Annotated in this window: 12 protein-coding genes; 3 read left to right on the forward strand and 9 right to left on the reverse strand. The window is 66.7% G+C overall.

The window, feature by feature from the left end:
• Positions 1 to 5: 5 nt before the first annotated feature.
• The 3 genes from dctP to ABD927_RS12295 are packed head-to-tail and all read right to left on the reverse strand — an operon-like array spanning position 6 to position 2,463.
• Positions 6 to 1,058 (reverse strand): TRAP transporter substrate-binding protein DctP, encoded by a 1,053-nt coding sequence (gene dctP, locus ABD927_RS12285; protein ID WP_345249751.1) that lies wholly within the window; start codon positions 1,056 to 1,058, stop codon positions 6 to 8.
• A 57-nt stretch (positions 1,059 to 1,115) separates the two neighbouring features.
• Positions 1,116 to 1,922: an alpha/beta fold hydrolase gene (locus ABD927_RS12290; RefSeq protein ID WP_345249753.1), complete on the reverse strand. Its 807-nt coding sequence runs from the start codon at positions 1,920 to 1,922 to the stop codon at positions 1,116 to 1,118.
• The gene (locus tag ABD927_RS12295) at positions 1,903 to 2,463 is read right to left on the reverse strand and encodes a cupin domain-containing protein (RefSeq protein WP_345249755.1); all 561 of its coding nucleotides are present in this window, start codon (positions 2,461 to 2,463) and stop codon (positions 1,903 to 1,905) included. The genes ABD927_RS12290 and ABD927_RS12295 overlap by 20 nt, the downstream gene beginning before the upstream one ends.
• 171 nt (positions 2,464 to 2,634) lie before the next feature.
• Between ABD927_RS12295 and ABD927_RS12300 the strand changes: the two genes are divergently transcribed.
• Positions 2,635 to 3,552, forward strand: coding sequence for a LysR family transcriptional regulator (locus ABD927_RS12300; RefSeq protein ID WP_345249757.1), 918 nt, complete (start codon positions 2,635 to 2,637; stop codon positions 3,550 to 3,552).
• Between the two features lie 15 nt (positions 3,553 to 3,567).
• Here the strand turns inward: ABD927_RS12300 and ABD927_RS12305 are convergent, their stop codons facing one another.
• From ABD927_RS12305 to ABD927_RS12330, 6 genes are all read right to left on the reverse strand, one after another.
• Complete coding sequence (locus tag ABD927_RS12305; protein ID WP_345249759.1) at positions 3,568 to 4,269, reverse strand: alpha/beta fold hydrolase; 702 nt, start codon at positions 4,267 to 4,269, stop codon at positions 3,568 to 3,570.
• A complete protein-coding gene (locus ABD927_RS12310; protein ID WP_345249761.1) occupies positions 4,270 to 5,202 on the reverse strand; it encodes a tripartite tricarboxylate transporter substrate-binding protein in 933 nt (310 codons plus the stop codon).
• A gap of 263 nt (positions 5,203 to 5,465) precedes the next feature.
• On the reverse strand, positions 5,466 to 6,416 hold the full coding sequence (locus tag ABD927_RS12315) for an amidohydrolase family protein (RefSeq protein ID WP_345249763.1): 951 nt from the start codon (positions 6,414 to 6,416) through the stop codon (positions 5,466 to 5,468).
• On the reverse strand, positions 6,413 to 7,252 hold the full coding sequence (locus ABD927_RS12320; RefSeq protein WP_345249765.1) for an alpha/beta fold hydrolase: 840 nt from the start codon (positions 7,250 to 7,252) through the stop codon (positions 6,413 to 6,415). The genes ABD927_RS12315 and ABD927_RS12320 overlap by 4 nt, the downstream gene beginning before the upstream one ends.
• Positions 7,253 to 7,262: 10 nt before the next feature.
• Positions 7,263 to 8,225, reverse strand: coding sequence for a Bug family tripartite tricarboxylate transporter substrate binding protein (locus ABD927_RS12325; protein ID WP_345249767.1), 963 nt, complete (start codon positions 8,223 to 8,225; stop codon positions 7,263 to 7,265).
• A gap of 34 nt (positions 8,226 to 8,259) precedes the next feature.
• The gene (locus ABD927_RS12330) at positions 8,260 to 9,408 is read right to left on the reverse strand and encodes a mandelate racemase/muconate lactonizing enzyme family protein (protein ID WP_345249769.1); all 1,149 of its coding nucleotides are present in this window, start codon (positions 9,406 to 9,408) and stop codon (positions 8,260 to 8,262) included.
• Between the two features lie 99 nt (positions 9,409 to 9,507).
• Between ABD927_RS12330 and ABD927_RS12335 the strand changes: the two genes are divergently transcribed.
• Together ABD927_RS12335 and ABD927_RS12340 are read left to right on the forward strand one after the other, a co-directional pair.
• A complete protein-coding gene (locus ABD927_RS12335; RefSeq protein WP_345249771.1) occupies positions 9,508 to 10,419 on the forward strand; it encodes a LysR substrate-binding domain-containing protein in 912 nt (303 codons plus the stop codon).
• Positions 10,420 to 10,622: 203 nt separating this feature from the next.
• Positions 10,623 to 12,854, forward strand: a complete 2,232-nt coding sequence (locus ABD927_RS12340; RefSeq protein WP_345249773.1) for an NADP-dependent isocitrate dehydrogenase — start codon at positions 10,623 to 10,625, stop codon at positions 12,852 to 12,854.
• The last annotated feature ends 9 nt before the right edge of the window (positions 12,855 to 12,863 follow it).

A 12,863-nucleotide genomic window follows, 5' to 3' on the forward strand; every position in this document is an offset into this window, starting at 1 on the left:
GCCTCCTACAGCGGGTAGTCCGTCGGGAACTCGTACCCGGCCTCGTCCAGGAAGCGGATGTAGGTCTTCAGCACTTCGGTGGCGGGGTAGCCCTTGCCGTCGAGCTCCTTGGCCGCCCTGCCGGGCAGGTCCTTGAGCAGGCCGGCCCAGTGGCGGCGTTCGGCTTCGGGCAGGGTGTTGATCTTGATACCCTCCGCCTTCAGCCGCGCCTCCACTTCCTGGTCGCGGCGCTTGCTGATCTCGGCCACGCGGGTCGAAGCTTCGCCGGCCACCTGGTCGATGATGGCCACCACCTGCGGCGGCAGCTTGCGCCGGGTGTCCATGTTCATGAAAGCCACCAGAGTGCTGAGCGAACCGAAGCCCGTCTTGTTGAAGAACTTGGCCACTTCCTTCAGCTTGAACGCCTCCATGCCCGACATGTAGAACAGGCTGCCGTCGGCCAGGCCGTTCTGCATCGCCTGGTAGTGCTCGCCGATGCCCAGCGTGACCGGTACCGCGCCCAATGGCAGGAACAGCGGCGCGTTGGTGCCGGCCAGCGCGATGCGCTTGCCCTTGAGCTCGGCGGCCGTGTTCCAGTCGAAGCGGCTGGAGATGCCGTAGGCTTCCGACACCATCGAACCCAGCACGTAGCTGTTGTAGGGCTTCATGCTCTCCTGCAGGGCCGGCACTTCCTTGAGCATGCGGGTGGCCACCTTGTGCTGCAGCATCGGATCGGGCGAGGTGAAGGGCACATAGGCGCTGTAGTTCAGCAGCCCGGCGCGCGACTGCTCGAAGCCGATCGGCGACAGGCCGATGTCGAGCGTGCCCTTCTGCACCGCCTCGATGGTGCCGTCCACCTTGGCCACGCTGCCGCCCCAGGCCTTGATGAAGCGCACCGTGTGGCCCGTCTGCGCCTTGACGCGCGCCGCTACCTCCTTGGCGAAGAAGTCGTCGTAGACGGCCACGTAGGTCAGGCCGGTGGTATGGCCCGAACCCATGCGCAGGGTAAAGGTGTCGGCGCGCGCGGCCAGCGCGCAGGCCATCATCGTCGCGGCGGCGAATATCTGACCAAGCTTCATTCCTGTGTCTCCGTATCGTCGTTGTAATGGTCGTGTTCGTGGATCGCTTGCATGGGGTCACTGCATGGCTGTTTCCAGCAGCCTCTCATATTCCTCCGGGTTCAGCAGATGCGGATAGTGTCCGCCGCGCGGCAGGCAGACGTGGCGGGCGCCGGGATAGCGGGCCCGCAGCCGGGCACGGGCGGCCGGCGGTATCAGCGGATCGTCGTCGCAGTCGAGCACGGTGACGGCCGCCGGCGCCAGCGGCAACGGCGGGCAGGCGCTCGCCTTCACCACGCCCAGGAAGCGGGCGCGCAGGTTGTCCGGCTGCTGGCGCTCGGCCAGCATGATTTCCTGCAGGGCCTGCAGCGGCGACGGCGGCGTGGCCCGCACCCGCGCCAGCCATTCGGCGTGCAGCGCAGCGGCCGGGGTCGATTCCACATGCGCGCGGTCGAACAGCGGATTGGCCGCCAGGTCTGCGCCGTCGGTGAAGCCGTTGCCGATGATCAGCGCATGCACGCGCTGCGGATGGGCCAGCGCGAAGAACTGGGCCCAGTACGCGGCGAACGACGACCCGGCCACCGTCGCGCGGGGCAGGCGCAGGTGGTCCATCACCGCCGCCAGGCCGGCGGCCAGCGCCTGCGGCTCCGACAGCGCCGGATAGGTCACCGCCACCAGCCTCGCGCGCCGGCCCAGCGACAGCAGGATGCGGCCGAACATCGCGCCGTCGCCCACCGAGCCGGGCAGCAGCACCGCCGCCGGCCCGGGCCGGGCGGTGTCCAGCCAGCGCCATTCGTGGCCGTCCACCACCAGCGAATGCCAGGGATGGCGCGCCTCCAGCCCGGCCAGCCAGGCGCGCTGCGACTCAATATCCGCCGTCGTCATCGACGTAGCCCCTGGCCTTGAGTTCGGCCATCGCCTCCGGCGAGAACTCGGCCTGCGGCGCGTTGCCGCCGATCACGAACAGCAGCCAATGCTTGCGGTCCGGCTCTTCGTGGGTAATGTTCTCGAACCGGCGCTGCACCCCGGCGGGAAAGGAAATGACGTCGCGCGGGCCAAGGTCGAACGACTCGACCCGGCCGTCGACCTCCCACGAACAGCGCCAGCGCCCGCTCAGCGGCATGAAGGTCTCGTTGGTATCGTGGTTGTGCATCATCGGCCCCTTGCCGGGCGATGCCTCGCAGAAACCCAGGTTGAAGCCTTCGTTGATCTTGATGGCGGCATGCTCTGCGGCCTGCGCGCCCACCGGCGATACCCGGCCCGGGTCGCCCTCGGGCGGCTGGAAGCCGATCACGTTGTAGAGCGTGCGTTCGGCGCCGGGGTAGCGGCTGTCGGGCAGACCGCCGTCGTAGCCCTTGATTTCGCTGAACAGGGCGACCCGTTTGCGCATTTCTTCGCGCGTCACGCGTATGGTCGGAAGACTCATCGCATTCTCCTCTTCGATGGCAGATGCCGCGCCGGGCGAGCGCCGGGCGGCCGCCACCATTAAAAGACCGGTTCGGCGGCCGCTACAATCAGCCTCGCCGATAGCCGCTATCGATTTCTCGTTGGTGCGCTGCGCAACGAAAACGAGCAAGGGTTTTGCCGGAGAAAGACATTGCGGCTGCGGGACGTGGACCTGAACCTGCTGGTGGCGTTCGACGCGCTGATGCGCGAGTGCCACGTCACGCGCGCGGCCTACCGGCTCGACGTGAGCCAGTCGTCGATGAGCCTGGCGCTGTCCAAGCTGCGCGTGATGTTCCACGATCCGCTGCTGGTGAAATCGCACAGCGGCCTGATCGCCACCGAAAAGGCGCGCAGCCTGGTGCCGCAGGTGGAAGAGATCCTGCGCAGCGTCGACATGCTGCTGGGCGAACAGCAGCCGTTCGATCCGGCCCAGGCGCAGGAAACGGTGACGATGATCGTGATCGACTACATCGATTTCGTCGTCATGCCGCGCCTGCTGAGCGAATTGCAGCGGCTGGCGCCGGGCGTGTCGCTGCGCATCGCCGGCCCCAATCCGCGCCGCCTGGGCGAAGTCATGAGCAACGGCGAGATCGACCTGGCGCTGTCCTATTTCCCGGAACCGCCCGACAACATCCGCACCCGGCCGCTGTTCTCGGACCGGCTGGTGGGCATCGCCCGCGCCGGCCATCCGCTGTTCGAACGCCCGCTATCGCTGGAGCGCTTCTGCGATTTCGCCCACATCGCCATCGAGCCGGCCGAGGGCGCCACCATGTACAACGCGCTGGTCGACGACGCCATGCGCAGCGCCGGCCGCCGGCGGCGCGTGGCGCTGTCCAAGCCGACCTTCCTGGGCGTGCCGTTCATCGTGGCGCAGACCGACCTGGTGGCCACGCTGCCGGAACGGGTGGCGCAGCGCTTCACCGACATCGCGCCGATCCGGATCTTCGAGCCGCCGCTGCCGCTGGCCGCGATCAACGTGGTGCAGATGTGGCACGACCGCACGCACAACAACCCGCTGCACCGCTGGCTGCGCGGGTTGATCGACCAGGTGTGCGGGCATTGGCGGTGACGCGGCCCCGGCCGCTCACCACCGCAGCCACCGGCGCAGCGCCGCCGACACCACCGCCGGCTGCTCGATCGGCGACAGGTGCCCGCAATCCTCGATCACCTCAAGCCGCGCGCCGGGAATCAGCGCGGCCATCTCTTCGTGCATCCACAGGGGATTGGCCACGTCCTCCCGGCCGCACATGATCAGCGTGGGGCAACGGATCGCCCGCAAGGAGGGGCGCGAGTCGATCCGCGAAAGCAGGGCATCCAGCTGCTGGCGCCATACCTTCGGCCCCACCTGCGCCGCCATCGACTCGACCAGGCCGCGCAGCCGCGGATCCTGCGCGTGCGCGGGCGACATCCAGCGGTCCGGGCAAAGCCGTATCAGCGCCGCCAGCCCGTCGCGTTCGACCAGTTCCTCGTCGCGCTGGCGCACGGCCAGCCGCTCGGGCGAGTCGACGCCGGCCCGCGTGTCGATCAGCGCCAGCCGCTCGACCCGCTCGGGCGCCTGCCGCATCACCTCCATCGCCACGTGCCCGCCCATCGACAGCCCCGTCAACGCGAAGCGGGGCGGCGCCCGGTCCAGCACCGACCGCGCGATCTCCGCCATCGAGCTGCCCGTGTCCAGCTCCAGCGGCAGGCAATCCGCCACGTCGGCCAGATTCTCGCACTGCGCCCGCCACAGCGCCCCGGTGCACAAATGCCCCGGCAACATCACCACCGCCTGACGGTCCGTCATCTAGTCCACCTTCGCGCCCGATTCGCGCACCACCTTGCCCCAGACTCCGGTATCCGACTTCAGCAGCGCCGCCGTCTGCGCCGGGTCGCGAAACATCGTCTGCGCTCCCTGGTCCTGCAGTGCCTTTTGCATGTCGGCCGAAGTGGCGATCTTGCGCAGCGCGGCCGACAGCTTGTCGGCCACCGCGGCCGGCGTGGCGGCGGGCGCGAACAGTCCCATCCAGTAGACCGCCTCGTAGCCCTTCACGGTGGCGCCGATGGGCGGCACGCCGGGCAGCACCGGCACCGGGTCGGCGGTCGTCACGCCCAGCGCCTTGACGCGCCCGGCCTTGAGCACTGGCATCGCTTCCAGGTTGGAGGCCCAGAACAGCTGTATGCGGCCGCCGATCAGGTCGGCGATGGCGGCCTGGCTGCCCTTGTACGGAATGTGCTGGATCGGCGCGCCGGCCATCGACGTGAACAGCACGCCGGCAAGATGGTTGACGGCTCCGTTGCCAGACGAGCCGAAGAACAGCGCGCCGGGCTTGGCCTTGGCCAGAGATATCAACGCGGCCACGCTGTCGGCCGGCAGGGAATTGTTGGCGATCAGCGTGTAGCCGGTGGAGGCGAAGGTGCCCAGCGGCTTCAGGTCGCGCTCGGCGTCGAACGGCAGCTTGGCGTACAGCGTGCGGTTGATGGCCAGGCTGGAAGTTCCCATCAGCAGCGTGTAGCCGTCGGGTTCGGCCTGCACCACCGTTTCGGTGCCCACGTTGGTGCCGGCGCCGGGCTTGTTCTCGACCACGAAGGTCTGCCCCAGCTCGGCCGACAGCCGGGCGGCCACCTGGCGCGTGACCACGTCGGTGAAGCCGCCGGGCGGGAACGGCGCGATGATGCGCACCGGCTTGGCCGGCCAGGCCTGGGCGGCGGCGGGCGGTGCCCAGATCCACGCAGCCATTGCCACAATGGCACTTAGCGCCATTGCAGCCGGCGATCCCGCGCGCGGCCGGGCGCCGCTGCGTGTGATACGCGAGCGTTGCGGGCGGCCATGTACCTGATTGAGCCCGAAAATCGTCCCTGTCATAGCATGTCTCCTCGCGATGAGCGTCGCTTTTGGTGGAAGCGCTTTTTTCTGACTATGCTTCCACCATACCTTGCAACGCGTCCCAATGCCATCGGGGTTCGGGTGTCGCGCCATCGGCGAACGCCGCGGCAGCGCCCTTACCGCTCGGGAAGATTCCCGGCACCAAAGGCGTCGTTCTCCGGCGGAAGAGGAAACCCGTACAGCAGCGCAGGATTCGTGACCAGAATGCGCCTGAGCGCGGCATCATCGGGAACCCATTCCAACAAGAGGTCGAGCAGATCCGCATCGTTGGGCTTGGCGTGCGCCGGCTCCGTCGGATGCGGCCAGTCGCTGCCCCACACCGCTCGCTCGGGGGCGAACGCGGCGAAAGCCGCGGCGACCGCCGCACTGTCTTCGTAACGCGGGGGGCCGCGCCGGCTGTCGTTGTACAGCCCCGTCAGCTTGATCCAGCCGCGCCCGGCATCCAGCAACCCGCGCATGATGGAAAAAGCCGGATGCCCGTTGCCGCGCGGTTGCGGCAGATGGCCCAGGTGATCGAACACGACCGGACACGGCAGGCCGCGCAGCAGCGCCGCGGCAGCGGCTATCCAATCCGCGCTCGCGTTGATTTCGAGATGCCAGCCCAGGTCGGCGCAGCGCCGGCCCAGTGCGACCACATTGGCATGGTCGCCGTCGGCCGGCCGCGCGATGGCATTGATCCGCAGTCCGCAAACGCCCGCATCGTTCAATCGGCGCAGCACGTCCTCTCCCGCATGGCGGTCGACGACTGCAATGCCGCGCGCATACGCCGGACCGAATCGTTCCAGGCCTACGACCAGGCCGCGGTTGTCGGTGCCGTAGGTCGAGGGCTGAATCAGCACGTTACGCGCAAGGCCGAGCCGGCGCTGCAGGGCGCGGTAGTCTTCCACCGTAGCCTCGGGGGGCTGCAGGAAAGCGCCTGGCGCAACGGCTAGCCGATCGTCATACAGGTGATGGTGACAATCGGTTGCCGGCTGCGGCAGCGCGCACCGGGGCCGGTTGACGCCGGCCGACCAGCGCACCGCGGCGGCGGCAGGCTGCGGCCGTCCGGCCGCCTTCGGCTCGATCACGTCGGCGAAAGTCGGGCGAGGAATGCCAGCGTGCGTTCGACGCACAGTTCCGGCGCCAGCAGATTGACGCCGTGCCCGTAGCCGTCGATGACCACGAGTTCCGCGTCCGGCAGATGGCGCTGCACGTACTCCATCTGGCTTTTCTCGGCGAGCGGGCTGCCGTCACCGACGAGATTCAGAATCGGCAGCTTGAGCGCCGGGGCGCTCTTGACCAGGTCGGCGTCGATCGAAAGCTGGAAGTGGTCGATCATGACCTGCGGCGGCACCTTGCCCATTTCCTTGACCAGCCATTCCTGCAATTGCGGACTCGCCTTGGCGAGATCGAGGCGGTAGGCCAGGGTCCGGCGGCTCCAATCCTCCACGCCATACTTGCCGATAGTGGTCGCGAAATCTTTTTCGCCGAGCAAATAGATTTCGCCGACGCTTCTGGGAAAGCGGAAAGGCGTATTGATCAGAACCAGCGAGGCCAGGCGCTCGGGAAACGCCAGCGCGGCGGCAAGCCCCAGCACGCCGCCGGAGGACTCCCCGATCCAGTGCGCCTCGCGTACGCCCACCGCATCCAGCAGCCCCATGGCATCGCGGACCAGGACGTCGGCATCGTAGCGTTGCCCCGCCGCGGGATGCGTGCTGGCGCCGATGCCGCGAGGATTGAACATGACGACGCGATAACGTCTCGCCAATTCCGGCACCCACGGCAGCCAAATATCCATTCCGCGCGAATTGCCGTTGTAGAACAGGACAGTCGGCGGCGCGGGCAGCCACGGCGGCACGCAGCAGACCACGCGGTACTCGATATCGACTTCGCCGACGGTGATGACGTTCGATGTATTGTTCATGCGCGATTTCTCAGTTCACTTCAGCTTTGGTTTCGACGACGATCTTCTTCCACTTGACCAATTCCTGTTCCACGTAGGAACGGAAGTGCTCCGGGCTGTCGCCCACCAGTTCGGTGGCCTGGCGTTGCCAGAACTCGCGCGCGGCGGGATCGTGCAGCACGGCGATGATGTCGTCGGCGACCCGCCGCAACACGTCCGGCGGCAGGCCCGCCGGCGCGAAGAATCCGATCCACGTCGCCGTATCGAAGTTGGGCAGGCCGCTCTCGGCAACAGTGGGTACGTCGGGCAGCATGGGCAGCCGCGCCGGGCTCGTTACCGCGATCGCCCGCAGTCTGCCGCTGCGGATGAACTCGATGCTTTGCGGCGGGTTGGAGAACATCAACTGTATTTCGCCGCCAAGCAGATCCTTCAGCGCACCGGACTCCCCCTTGTACGGGATGTGGTCCATGCCCAGCTTCAGCCGCTCGTTCAGCAGCGCACCGGCCAGATGAAGCGAGGTACCATTGCCGCCCGAGCCATAGGCGAGCCTGCCAAGCTTGCCCCTTTCCTTGGAGATGTCTGAGAGCGTGCGGATCGGCGAATCGGCCCGCACGACCAGCACCTGCGGCGACGTGCCGAAATTTGTGATAGGCGTGAAATCCCTAAGCGTCTCGTACGCCATCGACGGATATAGCGCCGGCGCCACGACCATGCTGGTCTGCGGCGATACCATCAGGGTATAGCCATCGGGTGGCGACTTGGCGACGATCTGGGCGGCCAACATGCCGCTCGCGCCCGGCCGGTTGTCGACGATCACCGCCTGCTTCCATTTTTCCGACAGCTTCTGCGCCACGTACCGGGCGGCGGCATCGGTGCCTCCAGGCGGGAAACCCACCACGATGCGCACCGGCTTGTCAGGATATCCGGCCATGGCGGACAGGGGGATGACGGCCGCAAAGGCCAGTGCGGCGAAAAGCCGCCCGATCAGGTTCATGATGGTCTCCTATGATTATGCGTTCGCGGCCGTATCAAGCCACTGTATGCCATGGATCGCCGCCGTCCCTGCGCGGCACGCCATAGCGTTCGATCGCCTCGGCGGAAAAGCGGAAGCCCAGGCCGGGCTCGACCGGCAGCAGGATATCGCCGCCTTCGGCGCGCAACTGCCGGTCGATCAGGCGGCGGAAATTGACGATGTGGTCGTCGGGCATCCACTCCACCATGGTGGCGTTGGGCGTGGATGCCACCAGATGCACATGCAAGTCATGCCACGCATGCGGCGATACCGAAACGCCGAAGCTGGAGGCGGTGGCGGCGATACGCCGCCATTCCGTCACGCCGCCGCACACGGTCGCATCGGTCTGCAGCAACGTGGTGGCTTCCCTCTGCAGCAGATCCTTGAAGCGCCAGCGGCCGGCTTCGATTTCTCCGGTCGCCACCGTGATGCGGGTGGCCTTGGCCAGCCGGGCATGATTGTCGATGTCGTCCGGCGAGAACGGCTCTTCGATCCAGTATGGGTCGTATTTCTCGAGGCGGGCCACGTATCCGAGAGCAGTGGGCAGATCCCGCCATCCGTTGTTGATGTCGAGCGTCAGCAGCACGTCGGGGCCGATAGCCTCGCGCACCGCGGCCACCCTGGCTTCTTCCTCGCGCGGCGACAGGCGGCCGGCCTTCATCTTGACTGCCTTGAAACCATCCCGGACATGGTTGCGCATTTCCTCGGCCAGCATGGCGTTGGTCTTGCCTTCCAGGTAATAGCCGCCGCTTGCGTAGGCCGGCACCCGGTCGTGCACGGCCGCGCCGAGGTATCTGAACAACGGCAGCCCGGCCGTCCGCGCATTGAGATCCCAGATGGCCGTATCGATGGCAGACAATGCCCGCATGACCCCACCCGCGCGGCCCTGCAGCAGCGCCTCCTGGTACATCTCGCGCCACAGGCCTTCGACGCGCAGAGACTCCTGCCCGACGACGACGGGCGCCAGCAGTTCGCTTACCGCCATACCGAGCACGATGCCCGAGGTATTGACCGCATAGCAGTAGCCGAGGCCCTCGATGCCGTCGGCGGAGCGAACGCGCACCAGGCAGTACTCGCGTGCCGCCACGACGCGGGTAGAGAAGGCGACCGGCCGGTCCAGCGGTACGCGGGCAATGCATACGGACACGGATTCGATACGGGGCATGAGGTCTCCATGAAGAGTCATTTTCATTAAATGAAGTCTAGAATCCCCCATGCCCTCAGGAAAAACGAGTTTTGCTCCTGCTTTTCATGAGTTTCATGAATGAATCCGCGTAAATTGACTCCATCCATGTCGCTGCTTCTGGCTTTCGAATCGGCGGCACGCCACCAAAGCTTCACGCGTGCGGCGCAAGAACTGTCGCTGACGCAGAGCGCCGTCAGCCGGCACGTGCAAGCGTTGGAGCAACTGCTGGAAGTCCAGCTTTTCCGGCGAGTGGGCCGGACCATCCAGCTGACCGACGTCGGCGCGATGTACCTGCGCGAGCTCAGCAGCGGCCTGGGCCGGATCCGCGACGCGACGCTGCAGGCCATCGCTTACCGCAGCGGGGGCGGTTCGCTGCACCTGGCGATACTGCCGTCGGTGGCAAGCAAGTGGCTATTGCCGAGGTTGCCGGCCTTTTATGCCGAAAATCCCAATATCCTCGTCCATATCCATTCGCGCATCGGCATGTTCGACATTGAGCGGTCCGGCATGGACGCCGCGATCAGCAACAGTCCTGACGGCCACTGGCCTGGAGCCGTCTCGGAAAGGCTGCTGGAGGAGGAACTCGTGCCGGTCGTCAGTCCGCGACTGGCGAGCAGCATGCGCACGAGCGAACCGGCGGAGCTTTGCGATCTGCTGTTGCTTCAAGTGGCGGCGCGCCAGAACGTATGGCGCGACTGGTTCATCATGCACGGATTGCCCTTGTCCCGCATGCGCGCCGGTCCTATTTTCGAGCTCACGTCGCATTTGCTGCAGGCGGTCTCGGCCGACCTCGGCGCCGGACTGGTGGCCCGCTTCCTGATCGAGGAGGAATTGCGAAGCGGCAAACTGGTCATGGCCTGCGGCCACGCCATGCCCAGCGACGTGTCATATTACCTTTTCACCCCGCCGCACCGCGTGGATTTCCCGCCTATGAAAGCGTTCCGCGAATGGCTGTGCGCCGTCGCGCGGCGTCAGGCCGGCAAGGAATAGCCGCGCCGCTCCAATGCGCCCGCCCGGGCGGCGTTTTTGCCCAAACCGGCGATTTTGGAGACAATGGCCATGAATCACGGGCGCGCTCATCCGGCCCCAGACCGGGACGCATCGTCCGCACATTCCGGGGAACGCCCGCGCCGGCCGCGACGGACGGTGCCCGCGATCCCGCACCCCCGCACTCAAGCAAGGTTCAAGAGACCATGTCCACTACTTCGAAGATCATCTACACCCTGACCGACGAGGCCCCCGCGCTGGCCACCCGTTCGCTGCTGCCCATCGTGCAGGCCTTCGCGAAATCGTCCGGCGTCGTGGTCGAAACCCGCGACATTTCGCTGGCCGGCCGCATCATCGCCGTGTTCCCCGACTACCTCGACGAAAGCCAGCGCATCGGCGACGCCCTGACCGAGCTGGGCCAGCTGGCCACCCGGCCCGAGGCCAACATCGTCAAGCTGCCCAACATCAGCGCCTCGATCCCGCAGCTGAAGGCGGCCATCAAGGAACTGCAGCAGAAGGGCTACAAGCTGCCCGACTATCCCGACGAAGCCAAGACCGACACCGAAAAAGACGTCAAGGCGCGCTACGACAAGGTCAAGGGCAGCGCGGTCAATCCGGTGCTGCGCGAAGGCAATTCCGACCGCCGCGCGCCGCTGTCGGTCAAGAACTACGCCCGCAAGCATCCGCACCGCATGGGCCCGTGGACGGCCGATTCGAAGGCGCACGTGGCGCACATGCAGGACGGCGACTTCTACGGCAGCGAGAAATCCGCGCTGATCGCCCAGGCCGGCAACGTGAAGATCGAGCTCACCGCCGCCGACGGCAGCAAGACGGTGCTCAAGGAAAAGACCCCGGTCAAGGCGGGCGAGCTGATCGACGCCGCCGTGATGAGCAAGGCCAAGCTGCGCAGCTTCCTGGAAGCGCAGATCGCCGACGCCAAGCAACAGGGCGTGCTGTTCTCGGTGCACCTGAAGGCCACCATGATGAAGGTGTCGGACCCGATCATCTTCGGCCACGCCGTGTCGGTCTACTACAAAGACGTGCTGGCCAAGCACGCCGACGCGCTCAAGCAGGTCGGCTTCGACCCGAACAACGGCATCGGCGACCTCTATACCAAGATCAAAGAGCTGCCGGCCGACCAGCAGGCCGCCATCGAGGCCGACATCAAGGCCGTCTACGCCACGCTGCCGCCGCTGGCGATGGTCAATTCCGACAAAGGCATCACCAACCTGCACGTGCCGAGCGACACCATCGTCGACGCCTCGATGCCGGCGATGATCCGCGAATCGGGCAAGATGTGGAATGCCGAGGGCAAGCTGCAGGACGCCAAGGCCGTCATCCCCGACCGCTGCTACGCCGGCGTCTACCAGGCCGTGATCGAAGACTGCAAGAAGAACGGCGCCTTCGACCCGGTCACCATGGGCAGCGTGCCCAACGTCGGCCTGATGGCACAGGCGGCCGAGGAATACGGTTCGCACGACAAGACCTTCCAGATCCCGGCCGACGGCACGGTGCGCGTGACGGACGAAACCGGCAAGGTGCTGATCGAGCACGCGGTGCAGGCCGGCGACATCTGGCGCATGTGCCAGACCAAGGACGCCCCGGTACAGGATTGGGTCAAGCTGGCCGTGAACCGCGCCCGCATCACCAATACCCCGGCCGTGTTCTGGCTGGACAAGAACCGCGCCCACGACGCGCAGCTGATCGCCAAGGTCGAGAAGTACCTGAAGGACCACGACACCACCGGGCTCGACATCCGCATCCTGTCGCCGGTCGAGGCCACCAAGTTCTCGGTAGAGCGCATCCGCGCCGGCAAGGACACGATCTCGGTCACCGGCAACGTGCTGCGCGACTACCTGACCGACCTGTTCCCGATCATGGAACTGGGCACCAGCGCCAAGATGCTGTCGATCGTGCCGCTGATGGCCGGCGGCGGGCTGTTCGAGACCGGCGCCGGCGGCTCGGCGCCCAAGCACGTGCAGCAGTTCGTGGAAGAGGGCTTCCTGCGCTGGGATTCGCTGGGCGAATTCCTGGCGCTGGCCGCCTCGCTGGAACACCTGGGCCGCAGCTATGACAACCCGAAGGCGCTGGTGCTGGCCAAGACGCTGGACCAGGCCACCGGCAAGTTCCTCGACAACGACAAGTCGCCGGCGCGCAAGGTGGGCGGCCTCGACAACCGCGGCAGCCACTTCTACCTGGGCCTGTACTGGGCGCAGGCGCTGGCCGAGCAGACCGAAGACAAGGAACTGCAGGCCTATTTCGCCGACGCGGCCAAGACGCTGACCGACAACGAGGCCAAGATCGTGGCCGAGCTGGGGGCGGTACAGGGCAAGCCGGTGGACCTGGCCGGTTACTACGTGCCGGACGAAGGCAAAACCCGCGCCGCGATGCGGCCCAGCGCCACGCTGAACGGCGTAATCGACGGGCTGCTGAAGTAAAGGGCGTTG

The sequence above is a fragment of the Pigmentiphaga soli genome (assembly GCF_039541095.1).
Taxonomy (GTDB): Bacteria; Pseudomonadota; Gammaproteobacteria; order Burkholderiales; family Burkholderiaceae_B; genus Pigmentiphaga; species Pigmentiphaga soli.